The sequence below is a fragment of the Methanosarcina vacuolata Z-761 genome (genome assembly GCF_000969905.1).
In the GTDB taxonomy this organism is placed as follows: Archaea; Halobacteriota; Methanosarcinia; order Methanosarcinales; family Methanosarcinaceae; genus Methanosarcina; species Methanosarcina vacuolata.
On record NZ_CP009520.1, the window covers coordinates 3,706,196 to 3,727,508 of the forward strand.

Annotated in this window: 16 protein-coding genes and 1 tRNA gene; 11 read left to right on the plus strand and 6 right to left on the minus strand. The window is 42.1% G+C overall.

Annotation, left to right across the window (positions count from 1 at the left end; genetic code table 11):
* Positions 1-68 precede the first annotated feature (68 nt).
* The 6 genes from MSVAZ_RS15245 to MSVAZ_RS15275 all read left to right on the plus strand — a co-directional run bounded on the left by MSVAZ_RS15245 (position 69) and on the right by MSVAZ_RS15275 (position 6,303).
* The gene (locus tag MSVAZ_RS15245) at positions 69-842 is read left to right on the plus strand and encodes an energy-coupling factor transporter transmembrane component T family protein (RefSeq protein WP_048122347.1); all 774 of its coding nucleotides are present in this window, start codon (positions 69-71) and stop codon (positions 840-842) included.
* Positions 843-949: 107 nt separating this feature from the next.
* Complete coding sequence (locus tag MSVAZ_RS15250) at positions 950-1,297, plus strand: ArsR/SmtB family transcription factor (protein ID WP_048122348.1); 348 nt, start codon at positions 950-952, stop codon at positions 1,295-1,297.
* Positions 1,294-2,724, plus strand: coding sequence for an SO_0444 family Cu/Zn efflux transporter (locus MSVAZ_RS15255; protein ID WP_048122349.1), 1,431 nt, complete (start codon positions 1,294-1,296; stop codon positions 2,722-2,724). The genes MSVAZ_RS15250 and MSVAZ_RS15255 overlap by 4 nt, the downstream gene beginning before the upstream one ends.
* Before the next feature lie 94 nt (positions 2,725-2,818).
* Positions 2,819-3,760, plus strand: a complete 942-nt coding sequence (locus MSVAZ_RS21380) for a PspC domain-containing protein (RefSeq protein WP_052728003.1) — start codon at positions 2,819-2,821, stop codon at positions 3,758-3,760.
* 623 nt (positions 3,761-4,383) lie between these two features.
* Positions 4,384-5,547 (plus strand): 4Fe-4S binding protein, encoded by a 1,164-nt coding sequence (locus MSVAZ_RS15270; protein ID WP_048122351.1) that lies wholly within the window; start codon positions 4,384-4,386, stop codon positions 5,545-5,547.
* A 147-nt stretch (positions 5,548-5,694) separates the two neighbouring features.
* Positions 5,695-6,303: a sulfite exporter TauE/SafE family protein gene (locus MSVAZ_RS15275; protein ID WP_082091158.1), complete on the plus strand. Its 609-nt coding sequence runs from the start codon at positions 5,695-5,697 to the stop codon at positions 6,301-6,303.
* Positions 6,304-6,741: 438 nt separating this feature from the next.
* Here MSVAZ_RS15275 and MSVAZ_RS15280 read toward each other — a convergent pair.
* Positions 6,742-6,816 (minus strand) — tRNA-Arg (locus MSVAZ_RS15280).
* 352 nt (positions 6,817-7,168) lie between these two features.
* On the opposite strand from MSVAZ_RS15280, the gene ilvE reads away from it, so the two are divergent.
* The 3 genes from ilvE (at position 7,169) to MSVAZ_RS15295 (ending at position 12,005) form a co-directional block, all read left to right on the plus strand.
* Positions 7,169-8,047, plus strand: coding sequence for a branched-chain-amino-acid transaminase (ilvE, locus tag MSVAZ_RS15285; RefSeq protein ID WP_048122356.1), 879 nt, complete (start codon positions 7,169-7,171; stop codon positions 8,045-8,047).
* Between the two features lie 435 nt (positions 8,048-8,482).
* A complete protein-coding gene (locus tag MSVAZ_RS15290; RefSeq protein WP_048122358.1) occupies positions 8,483-10,411 on the plus strand; it encodes a molybdopterin biosynthesis protein in 1,929 nt (642 codons plus the stop codon).
* A gap of 499 nt (positions 10,412-10,910) precedes the next feature.
* Positions 10,911-12,005, plus strand: coding sequence for an OBG GTPase family GTP-binding protein (locus MSVAZ_RS15295; RefSeq protein WP_048122359.1), 1,095 nt, complete (start codon positions 10,911-10,913; stop codon positions 12,003-12,005).
* Positions 12,006-12,102: 97 nt separating this feature from the next.
* On the opposite strand, the gene MSVAZ_RS15300 is transcribed toward MSVAZ_RS15295, so the two are convergent.
* Positions 12,103-14,211, minus strand: a complete 2,109-nt coding sequence (locus MSVAZ_RS15300; RefSeq protein WP_048122360.1) for a methyltransferase domain-containing protein — start codon at positions 14,209-14,211, stop codon at positions 12,103-12,105.
* Between the two features lie 185 nt (positions 14,212-14,396).
* On the minus strand, positions 14,397-15,659 hold the full coding sequence (locus MSVAZ_RS15305) for an anion transporter (protein ID WP_048124182.1): 1,263 nt from the start codon (positions 15,657-15,659) through the stop codon (positions 14,397-14,399).
* 152 nt (positions 15,660-15,811) lie between these two features.
* Here MSVAZ_RS15305 and MSVAZ_RS15310 point away from each other — a divergent pair, with 152 nt between their 5' ends.
* Complete coding sequence (locus tag MSVAZ_RS15310) at positions 15,812-16,003, plus strand: hypothetical protein (protein ID WP_048122361.1); 192 nt, start codon at positions 15,812-15,814, stop codon at positions 16,001-16,003.
* Positions 16,004-17,363: 1,360 nt separating this feature from the next.
* On the opposite strand, the gene purH is transcribed toward MSVAZ_RS15310, so the two are convergent.
* Complete coding sequence (purH, locus tag MSVAZ_RS15315) at positions 17,364-18,980, minus strand: bifunctional phosphoribosylaminoimidazolecarboxamide formyltransferase/IMP cyclohydrolase (protein WP_048122363.1); 1,617 nt, start codon at positions 18,978-18,980, stop codon at positions 17,364-17,366.
* 496 nt (positions 18,981-19,476) lie between these two features.
* Here purH and nth point away from each other — a divergent pair, with 496 nt between their 5' ends.
* Positions 19,477-20,184: an endonuclease III gene (gene nth, locus MSVAZ_RS15320; protein ID WP_048122365.1), complete on the plus strand. Its 708-nt coding sequence runs from the start codon at positions 19,477-19,479 to the stop codon at positions 20,182-20,184.
* A gap of 161 nt (positions 20,185-20,345) precedes the next feature.
* Here nth and MSVAZ_RS15325 read toward each other — a convergent pair whose 3' ends face one another.
* On the minus strand, positions 20,346-20,651 hold the full coding sequence (locus tag MSVAZ_RS15325) for a PDGLE domain-containing protein (protein ID WP_048122367.1): 306 nt from the start codon (positions 20,649-20,651) through the stop codon (positions 20,346-20,348).
* Positions 20,648-21,313 (minus strand): cobalt transporter CbiM, encoded by a 666-nt coding sequence (gene cbiM, locus MSVAZ_RS15330; protein ID WP_048122369.1) that lies wholly within the window; start codon positions 21,311-21,313, stop codon positions 20,648-20,650. Before cbiM ends, MSVAZ_RS15325 begins: the two co-directional genes overlap by 4 nt.

Below are 21,313 nucleotides of genomic sequence, written 5' to 3' on the forward strand. Positions count from 1 at the left end.
ATTCACTAAAACGGGAAGCTTCGGAAAATTCCTGAAAGATAATTTATAAGGAGAAAGTCGAAGGAAATATGCAGGAACCTGTTTTCAGTTACGTGCCAGGGGCTTCCATTCTCCACAGGCTTGACCCCAGGACAAAAATTGCAGCCGTGATGCTGCTTGGAATTCTGACGTTCAAAATAGGGAATTTTGCAGGAATAGGGGCTCTTTTCGCTTTTTTCTTTGCCCTTGCTTTACTCTCAGGACTGCCAATGAAAGTGTTTTTCAGGGCAGTAAGGCCGATGATGCTGTTTATATTTTTTATTTTTCTCACACAGCTATTTTTTACCGATGGAAAAACCCTTGCTTCGTACTGGATTCTGCAGCCAAGTCTGGAAGGGATGGAAAAAGGGCTCAAACTTGCTGCCCGATTTATACTACTTTTGCTTTTTGGAGCCCTCCTGACAGCCAGTACTGACCCATCGGCAATTACCTGCGGCATAGAAAGGATGCTAAGGCCTTTACCATTGCGCTGGCTGGGAATCAGCTCTTTTGAACTTGCTACGATGATGAATATCTCTATAGCGTTTCTTCCCCTTCTGTTCGAGAGAGTAGAGCGGACAAAAGCAGCTCAGAAAGCAAGAGGAATGGATTTCGTAAAAAATCCTCTCCGTTCAATCCCTGCTCTTGCAATTCCTTTGCTAAGAGGTGTAATCAGGGACGCTGAAGAACTGGCCCTCGCAATGGAGAGCAGAGGTTATCAGGGAAGCAAAAGGACCTCGATACACGAACTTTCCATGCAGAAAAGGGACTGGGAAGCTCTTTTTACCCTTGCACTTATTATCACCTTCATTTTGGTTCTTTAAATACAGTATAAAGAAAGATTTTAAGATACAACCGAGGTTCTGACAATTTTCTTAGATGGCGCAGTTCTTAAAAAGATATTAGTATATGAACAACTGTTCATATGTTCATGCAAGAGAAATGTGAAAGAGTGGATTCAAAGCAACTGGAAAAACTGTTAGAAAATGTTCCGGGCCCCGAAAGTGTCACGCGGATGGCTGCGGTGTTTCAGGCGCTCCAGTCCGATACACGCCTTAAGATCCTTTTTTTACTAAAGCAAAAAGAGATGTGCGTCTGTGAACTGGAACAGGCGCTTAGTGTCACTCAATCTGCAGTCTCTCATGGGCTTCGCACCCTAAGGCAGCTTGACCTCGTTCGGGTCAGAAGGGAGGGAAAATTCACGATTTATTATATTGCAGACGAGCATGTCCGCACGCTAATTGAAATGTGCCTTGAACATGTGGAGGAAAAAGCATGAACTTCGAATTTCTAAACACTCTTCTGGTCTTTTTTTCAGGGGTTCTCATAGAATCCTGGAAAACCTTCGTAGAAATGGCTCCCTATCTTATTTTCGGCCTGGGTATTGCAGGTCTTCTGAATATCCTGGTACCTGACCAGAAGATTGTGGAATACCTTGGAGCATCGGCGGGAAAAATTCGCTCTGTTATCAATGCCGCCCTTGCAGGTCTTCCCCTACCTCTCTGCTCCTGCGGAGTGATCCCTGCCGCGATGTCGATCCGAAAAAGGGGAGCTAATCGGGGAGCAACCCTTTCTTTCCTGATCTCAACTCCCGAGACAGGGGTTGACTCAATAGCAGTTACTTATGCTCTTATGGACCCCCTGATGGCAGTTTTCCGCCCACTTGCTGCTCTCGTTACTGCTGTTCTTACAGGGCTTGCAGATAATTTTTTGATAGGGGAACATCTGGAAAAAAAGAATATCCAAAAACAGGAAATCCAAAAACAGGAAACCAAAAAACAGGAAAATCCTGGGAAAAAAGCAGGAGTTCTTGCAGTCTCGACCTTGATTGGAGCTCCCTTACAGGAAAAAACATGCAGCTCTTCCTCATGTAGTTGCCATAAGCCAGCAGATTCCGGTAACAGAGAAAACGAGTATGTAAGCACTACAACTGAGGCTATGGAAGTAATGCCCTCAGGAGCAAAACCTCTGGAAATCAATAATAAATCTGAAAATGTCCGAAAACTTGCCTTAGTAAGCCCAGACTTCCAGAAAGAGGGCTCTTCATGCGGCTGTGGGAAATGTGGGTCCGAAGAAAAAGAACCGAGAAAAGAAGGGAAAGATAAAGAACCCGGAAAAGATAAAAATAACAAAGAATCGGTAAAAGCCAGGTTGATTAAAGGAATAAAATATGCTTATATCGAGCTGCCAGCCGAGATTTCCAAATGGATGATCATCGGAATCTTTTTTGCAGGAATAATTTCCTATGCAGTTCCCGATAGCCTTATCCAGAATTATCTGGGAGGAGGATTTGTATCAATGCTGGTCATGCTCATTGTGGGAATTCCTCTTTATATCTGCGCTACAGCTTCTACCCCTCTTGCCGCAAGTCTTATAGCCAAGGGCATGAGTCCAGGCACTGCTTTTGTTTTTCTCCTCGCAGGGCCGGCAACCAATGTAGCAACTATAACGATGGTTGCCCGCTTCCTTGGAAAACGTTCGGCAGCTCTGTATCTTGGGATGATTTCTCTCTGCGCTCTTGGGGCAGGTTTCCTTCTGGACTGGTTTTATCTAAAACTCGGGATCAGTGCGATAGCAACTGTGGGAACTGCAAAAGAACTGCTCCCCGAAGACCTGAAGTTGGGTTTTGCGTTTATCCTTCTCCCCTTGATGGTATATGGAATTTTTCGAAAAGAAAAAGAATGCGGCTGCTCGGAATGCCACTAAAGTAGAAGATGCCAGAAGAAGGAAACATGAAAATAGTGAAGGGGATAGAAAAGGTACCAGAATAATATAAATCCTCACAAATAGAATAATCTATATGCAGGAAAATCCCGAATCTCAAGAAAAAAAGGTAACTAAAGGATACTTTTTTGAAGTTCCAGGGGTACCTAAAGCCAAATCTGAAGAGGAACCATGTGTGAGACCTGAGAGAAAAAACGAAGAGGAAATCAGTGGAAGTACTGCACCTCTGGAAAGAGAAGAGCCGAAAAAAAACGAATCCAAACCTGAAGGGAAACTTGAAACTGGCTATACCGAGGAGTCCTGGGCAAAACCTGAAAGAGGTATGGAAGAAAAAGAAAAACAAGGAAGCTCCAGATCCGAAGAGAAAATAATCCCGAAAGAAAGTGAATTCAAGGCTCCGGGAGAACTTGAAACCGGCTATACTGAGAAATCCTGGACAAAGCCTATAGATATGCAAGAGAGAGTCGTTATAGAACCTGAGGAGAAAAAAGAAGAGGAAGCCGCTAAAGGGACTGGCGAGAAAGTCAGAGAAGAAACAAAGGAAGCCGGGGAAGAAGTTAAAGAAGAAGCTAAAGAAGAAACTAAAGAAGAAGCTAAAGAAGAAGCTAAAGAAGAAGCTAAGGAAGAAGCTAAAGAAGAAGCTAAGGAAGAAGCTAAAGAAGAAGCTAAAGAAGAAGCTAAAGAAGAAGCTAAGGAAGAAGCTAAAGAAGAAGCTAAGGAAGAAGCTAAAGAAGAAGCTAAGGAAGAAGCTAAAGAAGAAGCTAAGGAAGAAGCTAAAGAAGAAAAGCGCACTGCCTACACTATGAAAAAGCGTCTGACTAAAAGCAAGAAAGAACGTATGCTCTTCGGAGTTTGTGGAGGGTTGGGTGAATACTTTGACATTGACCCGACCTTTATAAGGCTTGCTTTTGCAGCCCTAGCTCTGCAAGGAGGAATTGGTATTGTCCTGTATATTATCCTGGCAATACTTATGCCCTCGGGGGATGGATATAAAATGATTCCCGGCTCAGAGAAGTGATTTTCAGCGATGAAATCTTACAAAGTTTTATCTGACATAAAAGTTCTTGAAATAATTTTCATATTTTTGTGCATGTTATTCAATGAATTTCATGCTCGTTTTTGAAATTTTCGTTTTCTTAGCTTCCCGTTTTTCAGCTTTTAAATCTATATAGGAGCTAGACTATATTAGCATGAAAATTAGCATGAAAATTAGCATGAAAATACTGTTATCTGCAAGCACTTTCATTGGTTGTGCATGTTGTTCAAAGAATATCATGTGCGCTTTTTGTAAACTGAAACACAAATATTGAAGAATTACAGGATACACATTTTTTTAACTGTGCTCTTTTCTTAAATTACCTGATTCAGACACTCTCTATCACTGTCATGTGAAAATGAGATTCAAAGCGCAAGTCTGTGAATTTTCGGAGTAAACATTAACTTATTAATTTTTAAGTCCGCCAGTTTGTAAAGTCTCAGAAAACAATAACAATAACATGTAGCTGGCGCTTAAATGACCAGAATTTCATATCAAAAAATTTCGACAAGCTTTTATATAGTTGAGAGAAAAAATAATATTAAGAGAAAAATATTCTTATTATTGAGCAGGCCTAGCTTTTTGGCGCCAGATGAGGTAAGCAAGTGTTTCAATCAAACAAAAGCGAGAGTAAAGGAGCACGATGCGGTACAGACCATTTAAAGTATTCTTTCGCGGTCAGTTTTACTGCGGCAGTTATCACTGGTTTAATCTTATATTTTCTTGTAGGAAAGGGAGATTCTTCTTCAGCTCGCCTGGCAGTCACCGCATTTATTGTCATAATAGGTACAGCACTGACTTTTTTCATCCTGTGGACTGGAAGAGTCAACCTTCTCCGCATGGTAACTTTTATTGGAATGGATGGTTTAATTTTCACCATCGCACTTAGTCTGGAACATGAAGTGCACAGGGGCAGCATTCTGCTGACCAGTCAAGCCTTGAACAATAATAGCGTTCCCATCTGTCCGATCACCATCCCGTTCGTAGCAGTACCATACTTTACCGAGGGAAAAATGGTCTTCCCATCCCCAGTCACATCGCTATTTGCCGTTCTCTTTATGTGGCTCGGTCTTGTACTTATCCTGGGAAGAGGGTGGTGTGGCTGGATATGTTTCTTCGGATGGATGGACCAGTTTTTTGCTTCTCTATTAAAGAAGCCGATCATACCTCTTGAAAACCCCCCAAAATGGGCAAAGTTGTTTCCTTACGCATTTATGTTGTTCCTGATCCTTGTCAGCGCTGTCTTTCTGATACCTATCTTCTGCGCTTTTATATGCCCGCTGCGGATTATCTACGATCCACCAGGTGTAACAACGACCTTTGAGTGGATCACAGCTCTGATATTCGTTACTGGTGGGCTGATCTTCCTGGTGATAGGCCCGCTGCTCACAAAGAAAAGGCTGTTCTGTAGCTTTATATGCCCGCTTATGCCTGCCAATACTCTAATTGGGGTTATCAATCCGTTTAAGGTAAAAATCGACACAAACCTCTGCAAGAAATGCGGCTTGTGCGTGAAAAGTTGTGAGTTGTTCGCGATCACCAAAGAATCGCTTGCGAAAGGAAGAACAACAATCGAGTGCGCCAAGTGCGGAAAATGTATGGACAAATGTCCTGCAGGTGCGATCAATTACAAGCTGATGTTTACTGACCAGACCATAAGATTATTTTTTATTCCGCTGGCAATTATCTTTAACCTGCTCATTGCGTCAGGCTTCATATGGACGGTTGTACACTACCTGATGACCGGCGAAATAGTGAGTTTCCAATAATTGCATTTACTTATTGACTGGTAATAATGGAAGTTTCTGAAATGGCTATTGACAAAAAGAATATCAGGATATGGGTAATGTATCTGTACATGGTTCTCATTGTGATCATTGGCTTTTCTTTGTTAGCAAAGTCATGAGCGGTGGCTGATGATCGTAGAGACTATTTCCCGGGGCATGTTGCTGGGGTTGTCCACGGGCGTTTTCTGCCTGGTCACCTGCGCTCCTGTATATGTGCCTTTTGTCTTATCGGAAGACCGAAAGCTGCGGCGGAATATACTATCCATTGGACAGATTGCAATGGGCAGGCTAATTGCCTACCTGTTTTTCGGCCTGATCCTGGGAATTCTCGGCAAGCAGATAGACGGACCATGGCTAAATAAAGCTATAGGGTCTGCTATGATTCTGCTTTCTGTCCTGATGCTAGCTTTTGTGGCGGTAAAAAAATGGCCTCATTTCGGGTTGTGCAAGCTGAGTAAAAAATACGTGAATTATCCCGCTTTCTTTGGCCTCCTGACAGGAATCAATGTGTGCCCCCCATTCCTTCTGGCGATGTCCGCAGCTCTGTCTTATGCCAGTATTACAGGCAGTATATTGCTATTTGGAGGATTTTTTGTTGGAACCTCGTTTTATCTCATATTGCTGGTGCCGCTGGGACTCGCAGCTAAAGTGGAAAGTATCAGGCAGATAGGGCTGATTACAACAGTAATGTCAGGAGTAATGTTTCTCGCGCTGGGACTGGGGTACCTGCTATTATGAAGTCAGATCCTGTTTAGTGGCTTTTTGAGCTTCCAGATTAGGTTTAGTGGCCTTTTATGTTTCCGATTTTACAGAATTTTTGTTGCATTATTCTATCTACGTCTCCTACAATTTTGATCCTGCAATTTTGATCCTGCAATTTTGATATGAGATTTCCCAAAACAAAAGTTGCGCGCACTCCGGTAAAACTGTAGTTTGTGTTAAGACTCCTTACTGTAAAGAAGGCCTAAAAACAGAGAGGGCCGGCAGAAAGTATAAAAGCTCTACAGAAATGGTCAAAAAACAGAGATGGGCAGGTAGAAAGTATAAACCTCTACTGAAAAAGGGTAGACATGTCAGAAAGAAAGAGAGTGAAAATAGTTTGCGCAGGTTAATTTGAAGTAATTAGAGAATTCAAAAACGGTTTTTAAGGCTAATTAGAATAGATAAAGAATTAAGCGGGCTCGAAGGGATTTGAACCCCCGACGTCTGGGTTAGAAGCCCAGCGCTATATCCTGGCTAAGCCACGAGCCCTGTTTGCTTTTCTTAGTGCGGAATACGAAATGAGCGTTTTAACATAAAAGCTTTTTGTATGGATACATTAATTGGGACTGTAAATATCTTAAAATATTTATATAGAATCGGAATTGTAATATATATTTAGTATATACTGACTTATTCGGCATTTTACTTAGGAATTTGCCAGTATGGAAACTTCCCTGAGGCTTTGAATTTTTAAAACCCCGCGCAGAGCTTACATACTGTCAATGAGTGAAATAAAGTAAATGGTTTATAGGGTTTGCATATTACAATCATATTTAATTGACATTATCAAGAATATAAGTGAACTCTATAAAGTAGTAAGATTGCAGAGGATTGTTCGCAAATGAGTGAGTTATTAATCTACTTGGATGGGAAGTTTGTTCCCAAATCCGAAGCCAAAGTTTCGGTCTATGACCATGGTTTCCTCTACGGCGACGGTGTTTTTGAAGGCATAAGGGCATATAACGGCCGTGTCTTTAAACTAAAAGAGCATGTTGACAGGCTTTATGACTCGGCAAAGGCAATTGCAATGGATATCCCCCTTACAAAGGAAGAAATGAGTGAAGCAATACTTGAAACCCTCAGGAAAAATAACCTTAAAGATGCATATATCCGTCCTGTTGTTTCGAGGGGAGTTGGAGATCTCGGGCTTGACCCCCGCAATTGTGGGAAACCCTGCGTTGTTGTCATAGCCCAGGGTTGGGGAGCCATGTACGGCGACCTGTATGAAGTCGGGCTCAAAGCCGTCAGTGTCTGTGTCCGAAGAAATGCACCTGATTCCATATCCCCTAATATCAAGTCCCTGAACTACCTGAACAATATCCTGGCAAAGATTGAAGCTAACGAGAAAGGAGGAGACGAAGCCATCTTCCTGGATCATAATGGTTTTGTCTGTGAGGGTTCAGGAGATAATATCTTCGTAGTCAAGAATAATAAGGTTCTTACTCCCTATACAATCAGCAACTTAAAAGGGGTTACCAGAGCCACAGCTATCGAGCTTCTGGACGAGATGGGATACAAAGTCATCGAAGCAAATCTCGGTCTATTTGACCTTTACACAGCCGATGAAGTTTTTGTCACAGGCACTGCAGCTGAAGCTGCTCCTATAACCAGACTTGACGGCAGGGTTATAGGCACAGGCAAACCCGGGCCCATGACAATGAAGATGGTTGAAGCTTTTGAGAAAATAACCCAGAGTACGGGTGCACCAATTTATAAATAAAAAGGCAACTCTGATAAATGAAAGAAACAGAAAGGGCAATAAAATCAAGCGGGACTTTTCCCGCCACGATTTTTTTGGATAATTTTCTGAAGCAGCTTTTGTCTGTTCCTCTTTTTAAGTTTCTACTTAAGCTGTTCTTAAGTCCCTGTTGAAGTTTCTTTAAGTTCGTGTTTTAAACTTATGTTCTAAATCCTTTGACTTTCTACTTAAGCTTCTATTTGGACTAATTTTGAATTTTTAGTTAATCTGCTGCCTGGACTAATTTTGAGTTTCTTTAAATTTCGATTTGAGCAGCTCTTAATTAACTTGCTTTTTAGATTTTTCGAGGAAAAAAGTAAGTATAAAATGTCGGGATAAAACAGTATAAAACATGCCTGGAAATGCTATTAAACTAGAACACTTATCTGAAGACCTGTAAATTAAGGTTGAATTTCTATGAAACGCAAAGAATTTCGGGAACTTATCTCTGTAGAGAAGGCACGGGAAATAATAAATAACCTGCAAGTTTTTCCCAGGCAGGAACGCTTAACTCTTGAAAACGCTTACGGTAAAATCCTTGCAGAGGATATTGTTACCGAAATCAATGTCCCTCCTTTCCCAAGAGCTATAATGGATGGTTATGCAGTCAGGGCAGAGGATACGTATGAATGCAGCGGAACCGAGCCTGTAGAACTCAAACTCATCGGAAACCTCCAGGCCGGCTCGGATGTAAAATTCAATGTTTCAGCGGGGGAAGCCGTGGAAATAGCTACCGGAGCTCCGATTCCCGAAGGAGCTAACGCTGTGGTAATGATTGAATATAGTTCTGAAGAAGACGGAACCGTATCGATTTACAGTCCTGTAACCGTGGGAGAAAATATCATGAAGGCCGGTTCTGACATCCAAAAAGGAGAGCGTATGATCAGGGCAGGTCGGAAGCTCGGGACCAGGGAAATCGGAGTTCTTGCTTCTGTCGGGAAAAAGGATGTGCCTGTCCTAAAACTGCAGGTTGGAATACTCTCAACAGGAGACGAGCTTGTGCGTCCCGGAGAAAAACTTACTTTCGGAAAGATATATGACGCAAACTCTTACACCTTATATGCTGGCATACATGAATGTGGCGCCTTCCCCCTGCTTTACGGGATCGTAGAAGATAACAAGGCAGCCATGAAAAAGGTACTTGAAACTGCAGTTTCGGAGTGTGCCCTTATTCTGACTTCTGGCAGCACGTCATCGGGGTCAGGGGACGTGATGTACAGACTCGTAGATGAAATCGGAGAAACCCTTGCCCACGGCATAAGTGTAAAACCTGGGAAACCTGTGGTCATTGGAATAATACAAGGTGTCCCTATAATAGGGCTTCCTGGAAACCCTACATCTGCATTAACAATTTTTAACGAATTCGTAGCTCCCCTACTTAGAAAAACCCTTGGAGAAGAGAAAGCGCTTAAAAAAACGGAAAAAGGAGTTATAGGCACACGTTTCCGTTCAGAAGGAAGGCAACAACTTCTCCCAGTAGGCCTGATCAGAGGAAGGGTTTATCCTGCAGACAAAGGCTCGGGTGCCATAACCTCTCTTTTCGGGGCAGATGGCTTTATTGAAATCCCACCCAGTACAGAGTTTATTGAAGCGGGAACCCCTGTAGAAGTGACTCTTTTCGGAGAGGTTGAAAAACCTGATATCCTGATAGCAGGCGGCTTCTGTCCTGGCCTTGACCTTCTTGAAGACCTTAGCGGACTTCGTTTCCGGACCCTTTACACAAGTTCAAGCGGGGGCTTCAGTGCAATTGCCGCAAATACAGCCGATATTGCAGGCGTGAATATGCCGTCACGAGACCATAGAGGACAGGACGGAGTCCTGTATAACGTCCCTACAATCGAGAATATGGGACTTTCAGACATTGTTCTTGTTAAAGGGTACAGGCGGGAAGTAGGGCTTCTTGTCAGGCAGGATAGGCCGGTTTCTGGGCTTTCTGACCTCCCGGGAAAACACCTGATTAACCGGAATCGTGGCTCAGGTACAAGAGCTCTTTTAGACCTGAAAATTGCAGAATTCATAGCTGGAAAGGGAATTGATAAAAAGGAGTTTACAGATTCGATTCCTGGATATGCATCCGGAGCAAAATCGGAAGTAGCTGTCTGTGAGGCCATCGTCTCAGAAAATGCCGAAGTAGGTGTGGGAATAAGAAACTGTACCGAAAAGAATGGGCTCCAATTTGTAAAATTTGCAGAAGAAGAATATGATTTCCTTATAAGGAAGGAAATTCTGGAAACTCCCGAAGTCTGCAAGTTTCTGGAAACTCTTAACTCCGCAGAATTCGCTTCAAAGCTTCCCGAAGGGATACATGTGTATGAGAGGACAGGAGAAATAATCTTCTTTGAATGAAAATAATCTTAATGGATAGGAGAGATTGTCCCTTTGAGACAGTTCTTCTCTTGAATAAGAGATGTAGGATCTTTAAGACAGTTCTTCTCTTGAATAAGAGAGGTAGAATCTTCAAGACAGTTCCTCTCTTGAATAAGAGATGTAGTCTCTTTGAGACAGTCCCTTTGAATAAGATAAACGACCACTCATTGTAATAAGTAAGACTGTACCTTTGAATCCAGTTCTGATGAAGAAATTTTCACCGGAAGCAGCCTTTAATAAGCTTTAAGTATTATTATAATTATTATGAAATAGAAATGTTTTGAGTAGCCTTATTATTCAGAACCAGTAAATGAAAACATTCCATAGTTATATATATTGCATTCAACTATTCAGGATAAAATATCCAGATACGGATCTCTTTTGGATCAAAAAAGGTTTGTATAAACCGTTTGGACACGGTTTCTTTTTCAATTAATATGAAAATCATTTCTTTAGTCCCTAAATCGGCAGGTTCCAGATGAGCAGCATACAGGAGCAAATACAGGACGTCGAAGACGAACTTCGAAAGACCGTGTACAATAAGGCAACTTCCCATCATATAGGCCGCCTCAAAGCCAAGCTAGCCCGCATGAGGGATGAAGTTGAGAAAAAAGCCTCGGCAAAAGGAGGAGGAGAAGGGTACTCGGTCAGAAAATCAGGAGATGGAACCGTCACCCTTGTAGGTTTTCCATCAGTAGGGAAATCTACGCTTCTGAACAAAATCACGGGTGCCAATTCTGCAGTGGCAGCATATGAATTTACTACCCTTACAGTTGTGCCAGGCGTACTGGAACACAAAGGTGCAACAATCCAGTTCCTTGATGTCCCTGGGCTTGTAAAAGGCGCATCTTCAGGGCGCGGACGTGGAAAGGAAGTCATATCTGTTATCAGAAACTCGGATATGGTTATATTTTTGCTTGATGTATTCCAGCCCAAGCATTACGAAGTACTTATGGACGAACTTTACCAGGCCGGCATTCGTGTGGATGAAGAGCCCCCTGATGTGGTAATCAAGAAAAAAGATAGAGGTGGGGTAGTGATCAATTCAACCGTTGACCTTGACCTGGATGAGGAAACTATCAAGGCTGTGCTGGATGAGTATAAGATCCACAACGCAAGTGTACTTATAAGAGAAAACATAACGGTTGACCAGCTTATTGACGTTGTCCTGAGCAACCGCAGCTATGTCAGGTCTCTAATAGCTGTTAACAAGGTTGACCTGGCCTATCCCCAGTTGATTGAAGAATGCAGAGAGCTATACCCTAACTCGATCTTTATTTCAGCCCATGAAGGCATTAATATCGAGACTCTCAAAGATGCTATTTACGACAGGTTGGGTTTCATTCGAGTCTACTTAAAACCACAGGGTCAGCCTGCAGATATGGAAGAGCCCCTGATAGTTATGAGTGGGACCAACATAGGCCAGATTTGCGATCGCCTGCACAGGGATTTCCGCAGGAAGTTCCGCTATGCTCATGTCTGGGGCACCTCCGCAAAACACCCGGGGCAAAGAGTAGGCCTTGACCATAGAATGCAGGATGAGGATATTCTCACAATTATCATTCAGAAGTAAACATTCTGAAGTAAAAGAAGTAACAGAACTATAAAGAGAAAAAACGAGACGCGAAAAAGAAATACCCGATCTTTTCGCATCCCACACTTTTTTGAGTTTATATGCTCTCAAAAGCCTGTACTGTTCCGGAAGTTTTTGAAAAAACACTTTTCTTCCTGTTATTTTCGGAATCAATACCATTTCTAGCTTCAATTTCTTCCTCAAACTCAGCAGCGCATTCATCCGGGCTTTTTCGGGGAGTGGTTTCAGGCATTTTCCTTGGCTCGAGATTTTCAGAAGCTCCAAGGCCATACCTTCCCTTTGCAGCTTCTATAATAGCCTTAAGCATTTCGGAATAGGAAATATTAGCATAAGCCGCCATCTTTGCCAGATGACCGTCCCAGCACCAGCCAGGATTGGGGTTTACTTCAAGAAGTTTGGGTTTGCCTTCGGCATCAAGCCTCCAGTCAAAACGGGCGTAATCCCGACAGCCCAATCTGGTAAAGAGAGCAAGGCAGCATTTTACGATTTCCTTTCGGGTTTTTTCTGGGAGATCAGCAAGCACGGACTTTATGTTCCAGTACGGAGAACCTGGAATCCATTTAGCTTCATACCCGCAGATCTTTGGAAGGTCTTCAGGCACTCCCGAGTAATCTTCTTCCGTAATAGGCAGTACAGTACATGCAGGCGGATTTCCAATAATGCCAACACTGATATCTTTTCCGGGGAGAAACTCTTCCAGCAGGAAAGGCCGGTTCGAGCCAATTTGTTCCCGGGTTGCCGCAAGAATTTCAAGAAGTTCCTCGCGGCTGTGAGCAATGCTTTTCTGTGTAATCCCAAAACTTGAGTCCCCTGAATTGGGCTTTACAAGCAGAGGGAAAGAGAGAGAAAGCTTTGAAAGCTCAGAGTCTTCGGTTACAAGCATTCCCTTTGCTACAGGAATACGCATCTCTCTAGCAAGGCCCCTTACAATGGATTTGTCATAACAGAAAGCAAGACATTGAGGGCCCGCCCCTGTATATGGAATGTTGAGCTGTTCGAGCAAAGCCGGAACATGAAGCTCTTTTGTGGGGTCGTTATTAAACCCTTCATCACAGAGATTAAGTACAAGATCAATTTTTGCTGCTTTCTTCTTCAGTTCCTCCAGCAACGTTTCGTGCCTGTCAAGGAAAGTAAATTTCATAAAAGGAATCTCTGCAAGTGCTTTTTTCATTCTTTCAAGAGTATCAAAATCATCATCATCGAAGACACAGGCAGGCTTAACCTGATCTTCTTTTCTCGGATCTCCAAGCACAACTGCAATATTCATTGGTTTTTTATTTCCGGCTGCCTGAAGAGAAGGAGGCCACGGTTTCTCAACAGAGGCCGAGACCAGGATTCTCTGTTCCATCATACCCGCATCCTGAGTAACTGCGGACACCGGGCTAAAAGTAGTGTGAAAAGTCGGACTACTAAACCCTGACGCAGTAAGCAACTCAAAAAGGCTTCCTTTATTGTATAACCTCTCAGCGTAAAACTGGTCTGCAATTACTCCTCTGTCAATACGGCTTATCACTTCTCTGCAAATTAGCCGATCACCATCGGCCGAGAGGGCTCTTTCCCTGCAGACAAAGTATTTCCTGTCCAGCCATTCCCATGACCTGGGCTGGAAACTTTTTTTCATGTAATCTCCGTCCACAACATCAACGAAAACTCTGCCTCCGGGCTTCAGAACTCTGAAAATTTCTTCAAGAACCTTTTGGTCCTGGAGCGTTGAGTCAAAGTAGCCAAAACTGTTGCCCATTATAGTAACTATGTCAAAAGTATCAGATGGGTAGGGAAGTTTTCTTGCATCTCCTTCTCTGAACCTGACCTGCAGGTTCTCTTTCTGTGCTCTGGTTCTTGCTTTCCTTATAAGGTACTGGGACCTGTCATATCCTTCAATATTTGAAAAACCTCTCCTTGCCAGTTCAAGTATATGTCTTCCCTGACCACAGCAAAGATCAAGAATTTTTTCTTCAGGAGACACTCCTAAAATGGAAACAATGAGATCGACCTCTTTTCTAGTAACCTCCATATCATCCAGAAGATCGGCATCGGTCTTAAGGTAAAGTGAGTTAAAAAGAGTCTGCCACCAGTCGGACCGGACATGAGTTTCAAGGTCTTCAACAGGCCCAAAGGTTTTCTTCTGTACAGTGCACCTGGTGCGTCTGCGCCTGGTATTTGGATCTGTATTATTCAGGGTCATGATCTTATATCTTCCAGAAAAAAGTGTATGTGCTTTGAGTATATCAAGTTTATTGGAGAGTTGAAAATACTTACGTACTCGTAGAAAAAAAGTAGATGCATTAAAGATCAATAGGCCTATAAATTTGGTTTAAGGGAATCTCACATCTTTAAAATTTATTACAAGATGAATATGGGTTTAAAAAGTTAAAGAAAGATTAAGTAAGTAATAGCATCCAAAATAGTAATTAAAACTCCAATTTTGGAAAATTCGGCAAATGATAGAGTTTTTCCTTCTTTTTCTGCGTTTTGGATAATTATGACGTTGCTTGCAGCGCCCAGGATCAACAGGTTTCCTGCAATTGTACTTCCTGCAGCAAGCGCCATCAGTTGCACCTGAGAAACTGTACTGCCCATGGCAGGCAGATAGAGCGCAACAAAGGGAACATTAGAAATAAGTTGGCTGAGTCCAATGCTGAGCGCGAGGATCATTGACACCGAGCCTAACTGAGGAGACATCCTGGTAAGCAATCCCTGGCATGTTCCGGAAATCCATACGCTTTTCATTAGCACAAACATTGAAACGAAGAAAACCAGGGTTGACCAGTCAATATTTTTCAGGACCTCAACGCGTTTTCTATTGAGCAGGACAGGCGACGCGGAGAAAAGTGCAATCCAGCTCAAATCAAAATCCCAGGCAGGGAAAAATTCCACCAGGAAAATTTTACAGACTATGAGAATCAGCAAAAGCAAAAGAGAGATTTTTGAAGCACTGGCAAGTTCAGGGTCAGTAATAACTTCTTCAGAGTGAATAAGGGTTGATATTCCAAATTCCTCCCGAAAAAAGAGTTTTAGCACTGCGTAAGCAATTAAAAGACATATAAGGGTTGGTATGGCGAGTGAATGCAAAAATATTACAAACGGAGAATCAAGGTTTCCCCCGATTGCTATGAGGAGGTTTTGCGGGTTTCCAATAGGGCTCATAACGCTTCCTGTAGTTACCCCAAATGCCAGGGAAAAGAGCATGAGTTTGGGAGATATATTGTACTTTCTGGAAAAACCCAGAACCAGTGGAGTACCCATGATAGCCAGGGTATCATTCATGAGAATTGCAGAAAGAATTCCTGTAGAAAACAACACAAGTAAAACAAGTTGATCCGTATCCCTTGCCCTGGAAACTATCCGGTTCCCGAGCCATGCAAGATACCCGCTCATGTTAAGTGCTTCCCCAACGCAAAAAGCCCCGAAAAGGAAGATGAGCACATCCATATTAATCGCTGCAAGAGCTTCTCGGAGAGAAATCTCACCGAGCAACAGTACCAGTATCGCTCCAAAGGTCATGATCTGCCAGATCTGCAGCCTTAAAGATCCGACCTGCCTGAGAGCGGTAAGTACAAAAACACCCAGAAGAATAAGCACGGAAAGGTCAGGTAAAGGTACAGGAGAAGACAGTAAAAACTCTGCTGGCATAGGGCACACGAACTTAACAATATATATTTAGAATGTGATACCAGCTTAAGTATAAAACTCCTGCGCTCAGGGGGAGATTTTCTGTAAAAAAAGACCTTAATGAATAGGAAAGTAAGAAAGATTTAAACGTAGACTAACAGATTTTTTAAAACATGACAATCTTTTTCCCTTTTTCTGCAACCATCCGCCAGGAAGAAGACTTCTATATCTCAATCTGCCCTGAAGCTGATATCATTTGCAAGGGAATCACTATTGAAGAAGCCATTGAAAACCTGAAAAAAGAAATGGAAAAATTCCTTGGGGAAGAACTGTCCCAGGGATTTTCAAAAATTACATTTTACTGAATCTGAAATTTATAATTTCCTTCCGGAAATATAATCTCTTCTGATTGAAATCATGGCAGTTATCAATGATTTCAATGATTTTCATCAAAAACCAGGAACTCTGTAAGAATCGATCAGATCGCTAGCAAAGAAGTTCCTGGTTTTATCGATATCATGAACACACAGTAAAATGGTTTTAAAAGGGTTTTTAAAAGGGTTTTTAAAAGGGTTTTTAAAAGGGTTTTTAACAGAACTAGTAGAAAAAAGAGAAACATACATTAAAAGGAGGGTAAGGAAAAACCCGAAAACTTATGGTCCTTTTACCGTAGCCCCCGTTACGATCGCTCGGAAAATACGCTCCCCCAAGCATATTATTCAGAACAGGACCAAAAAGCTTCCGGGCAATTCTTTACTATTCATACCCTTTGCTCACTCTTTGTTATCTCTAGTGTACAGTATAGGATAATCCCTGTCATTATTTTAAATTAATTATACCAAAAATTAGTTCCAAACGAAAAATGTTTTCGCATAAAAAGTTTTAAAATCGGAGTATGATTTCATGTTATACGAGTTTTTAGCGTTAACCAGATGCTAATAGACTTTGAAAAGGGAATACAGTAGTAAGAGGTTTGATTGAGAGTTAATTTACAACTTACCATCCGGCAAATTTCAATAAAAGTCTACAAAGGTATTTTCAACTTTTCAAAGAAGAAATAAGAGAATAAAAAAACCAGAAAGCAAAAAGGATAAGAGAATAAAAAGACCAGAAAGCAAAAAGGATAAGAGAATAAAAAGACCAGAGACCAGAGAGAACAAAAGATTTAGTAAATCCAGAAAAACGTAAGAAAATGCCTGGAGGCGCTGTACCTGTTCACTGTATCCCCCAATAAAATCTCTCTGATTACCATGCTCCCCCGAGCATGATTTTCAAAGAAGGACCAGCAGCCTCCAGGCTATTCTCTTATCTATTAAGGTTTCTCTTATCTATTGAGGTGGTTGCCAATCTAACTATCTAACTCCATAATATACTAAGAACATAAATTATTTTAAATTAATTATATCAAAAATTGTTTTTAATCAAAAAATCTTTTGACGCCAAAGATTTTAGTTCCAGAATAGGTTCAAATATAGAACAATATTTTTAGATACTTCCGTTTTTTTGGTCAATACTATTTTTTTATATATTTAATAAATTCATATGAAGAAGCGTAAAACCCTGAGTTTTTAGCTCAGGGATATTCACATATTATGGTTCTTCGTTGTTTTGTGTGGATATCCTCATAATATTCTCATAAAAACCGTGCGGCCTTGAATTGAAAATTATCTTATCCATAGGGAATGACGAAGAACCCATATTATTTACATCCACACATGAAGATTATTAATGAAGGAAGTGGCGCATGCCTGTAAAGACCATAGAAACTCCTAGCCGATTTGCAGCAGCAATGACTTCGCCATCCCTAATTGATCCGCCTGGGGAAACTATGTAGCGAATATCATTTTCTGCTGCATGAATTATGCTGTCATCGAAGGGGAAGAAGGCATCTGAGGCCATTACGCATTCTGACATAACTCTCTGGCAATAATCTTCAAAGGAGGTTTCAGGATTTTCCCGTTCGTAAATTATCCTGAGATTTTCAACAGCTTTTGTGGCTGCAAGTTTACGAATCGAATCCACTCTGTTCGGTTGTCCTGCGCCCATAGCAAGTACCATGAAGAAACCTGGCTCGTACTCGTGAGCAAGGATCACTGAATTGGATTTAGTTGACTTACAGGCTTTAAGGCAGAATTCCGAAAGAGAGCGCTTCTCTTCAGGATAAGAAATGTCTGTGACTGATTCCCATTTTTCGTAGAGGCCAATATCGCGACTCTGCTTGAGCATGCCTCCGATTACATACTTATATGTGTAGTCCGTCCCGAAAGCTTCCCTGAGATCAGGCAGTTTAAGGAGTCTAAGATTTTCACTTTTCTTTTTCAGGTATTCAAGAGCATCGGGCTTGAAGTCAGGAGCAAGAATAATCTCCACAAATTTTCCGTTCAGAAAAGTCGCAGCTTCGAGGTCAAAGATTTCATTAGTGCAGATTATGCTTCCGTAAGCTGAAATTGGGTCTCCGTCCCAGGCAGCCTGAAGAGCCTGCAGGAGTGTGCTGCCGGTTGCAAGCCCACATGGGTTATTGTGTTTTACAATTGCCACGCCAGGATGAGCACTTCCTAGTTCTTTTACCGTTTGAAGAGCATTATCGGCGTCCACATAGTTATTGTAGGAGAGTTCTTTTCCGTGCAGCTGAGTGGCTTTTGCCAGGGTAGGGCCTTCAATTTGGGAATCTTTATAAAAATAGGCTTTCTGATGCCAGTTTTCGCCATAGCGAAGTTTTACACCGCCAGTAAAATTCAGGCGAAGCACGTTTTCTTCGAGCAGGGTTTTGCTCAGGTAGGTATCGATTGCTGCATCATAATCCGCAGTATGCCTGAAAGCCTTAACTGCAAGGGCAGCTCGAGTTGCCTCCGAAACTACCCCTGTTGAGCGGAGTTCTTTGAGGACACGCCCGTAGTCCAACGGGTCTGAAAGTACTATAACCGAACGGTAGTTTTTAGCTGCCGAACGAAGAAGAGTTGGCCCTCCGATATCTATGTTCTCAATGGCTTCTTCGAGTTCGACGCTTTCCTTTGAGACCGTTACCTCAAATGGATAGAGGTTTACAGCCACCATGTCAATAAGCGAGATGTCTTCTCTTTCAGCCTCAGCCATCTGTTCCTTGCTCTCTCGCAAACATAAGAGCCCGCCATGAATTCTTGGATGGAGAGTTTTAACCCTTCCTCCCATCATCTCCGGACAGCCTGTGACTTCCGAAACATCAGTAACTTCTATGCCGGCGTCGCGAAGAATTTTCGCTGTCCCGCCTGTTGAAATAATTTTCACGCCAAGTGATTCAAGCCCGCGTGCGAATTCTGCAATTCCGGTCTTGTCTGAGACGCTGAGCAGTGCCCTCTTTACCAAAAAATCACCAATATCTCTGGTTTAAAAATTCTTAGCTATAAAACTTATGGTCTACGCATTATTATATTAAAACAGAGAGTTTTTTCTGGATAAACTGAATTTATATTTTACAAATTCAGTATTTCCGTGAAGGTGCTTCCAGAATTCTTCTAGGAATATAGTTCTTTAAGTTTTTGGTACGTTTCATACACAACTCCCCCAAGTTATACATTTTTTGCTTCTTTTTTGGTAACTCGTATAAAAGGGTAATATGCAGCTTTACTTTTATAGCTGCATTTTCATAAAACAAACATAGGCTGAGAAGTTAGGGCTCAAATCCTCGGACATGAAAAACTGGTCTTTACATATCCTATTAAATGTTTGGATATTCCTTATATGCTGTAACCTGCTGGATCGGACATCGAACTCAAGCTTCAAAGAGGCATAAGAAAATACCATTTCCTCAAACAAACAATTTCCGGCGAAAAACGGGACAAAACTAGAAGAAGGAGTTACCATGCCTGAAAAAAAGTCAAAAAAATCTGACACTCAGGACTTCATTTCCGAATATGATATTCCTGATAACAGACACAATTTCGACCGCATCTGGGCTCTTTTAAAAGAAGAGTATTCTGACGTAAAACCCTCTCTTAACTACAGCAATCCCCTTGAACTGCTTGTGGCGACTGTTCTTTCAGCCCAGTCAACTGATGTACAGATTAATAGAGTGACTGATAAACTGTTCAAAAAGTACAGGACTGCAGAAGATTATGCCAGTGCAGACATCAGAGAACTTGAAAACGATTTATATTCCACAGGTTTTTACAAAAGCAAGGCAAAAAATATCAAAACTGCTGCGCAGATTATTGTTGAGAAGTACAACGGAGAAGTCCCAAAGACTATGGAAGAACTTATCAGTTTGCCAGGGGTCGGAAGGAAAACGGCTAATATAGTACTTTCCAGAGCATTTGGAATAGTAGAGGGAGTTGCTGTAGACACTCACGTAAAAAGGATTTCAAGACGGATGGGATTTACGAAAAACTCCGACCCCGCTAAAATTGAACAGGACCTTATCTCACTTGCCCGAAGGGAAGATCTCGATTCAATTTCCATGACCCTGATCTATCATGGGAGGAAAGTCTGCCAGGCAAAAAAACCAAAATGCAAAATCTGCATTGTAAAGGACTTATGTCCTTCGAGTGTAATATTTATTAGCAATGCTTGAATTTTTTTCCAGAGACAGGAGGACTAAATTATTTTGTTGAAGCAAAATCTGTAAAGTTTTACTGAAAAGATTACTTTTTCAAAGATCTTTTAATATGCGAGCCGTTTCTCCCCTACTTTTTGGGAAGAACGGTTTTTATGGAAGAGAACTCTATTTTATGTTCAGACTTTTTTGCTAAAAACTTTTCCTAACCCTAAACTGATTACCAGCACTGCAAGTGTTCCAACAGCTATTGCTACTACTTCCCCACTCTTTCCCAGGCCTTCGATGGAATAGTCAGACATCGGAGAACTTACTGCAGGTTCAGTCTCTTCAATTTGGGACATCTTCGACTCTTCAACTACCCCCCCAGCAGCACTTTCAAGCCCGTCAGGGTCGGAGGATGCGAGGAAAGGAGCTAGAACTGCAAGCAAAAGTGCAATCACAATTCCGGCATAAAATAATTTCATGTTTGCTTTTCCGCTCATGCATGAGCCTCCTTTTTATGTTTATCTGGTCTGGCAGTGAAATTATCCTCAAGGAGATCAGGACGGGATTTTGCAATCGCTGTGATTACAACTGAGGTGATCAGTCCTTCGCCTATAAAACCAATTATCAAGTGATATGTTCCCATTGCAATTAGACCTGGGACAAGGGGGAAGGTGCCTGCAATCCACATTTGGATCGCGCAAACTATTGCCGAAATAAATAGTCCGAGCCAGGCGCCTCCGAAGGCTGCAATGCTTGTACCTACCCTACTTCGAAGGGCAACATATGTATAATATCCAACAAATCCGGAAATGACACCCATATTCAGAATATTTGCTCCCATTGTAGTGACTCCCCCGTCCCCGAAGGCGAACCCCTGCACAAGCAGGACTAGAGTAAGCACAAGGACCCCAGCCCAGGGGCTTCCGAACACGATGGCAACAAGGACTGCTCCTACCATATGCCCACTTGTTCCCATCCCTATGGGAATATTCATGGCCTGGATTGCAAAAATTCCTGCCGCAAGAGCCGCAAGAATCGGTACTTTCATCTCATCAAGCTCGTTTTTTGCCCATTTCATTGACATTATAATAAACGGAAGGGCAATAACCCAGTAAATTACTGCCTGGCTAAGCGGTATGAATGAATCAGGTATGTGCAT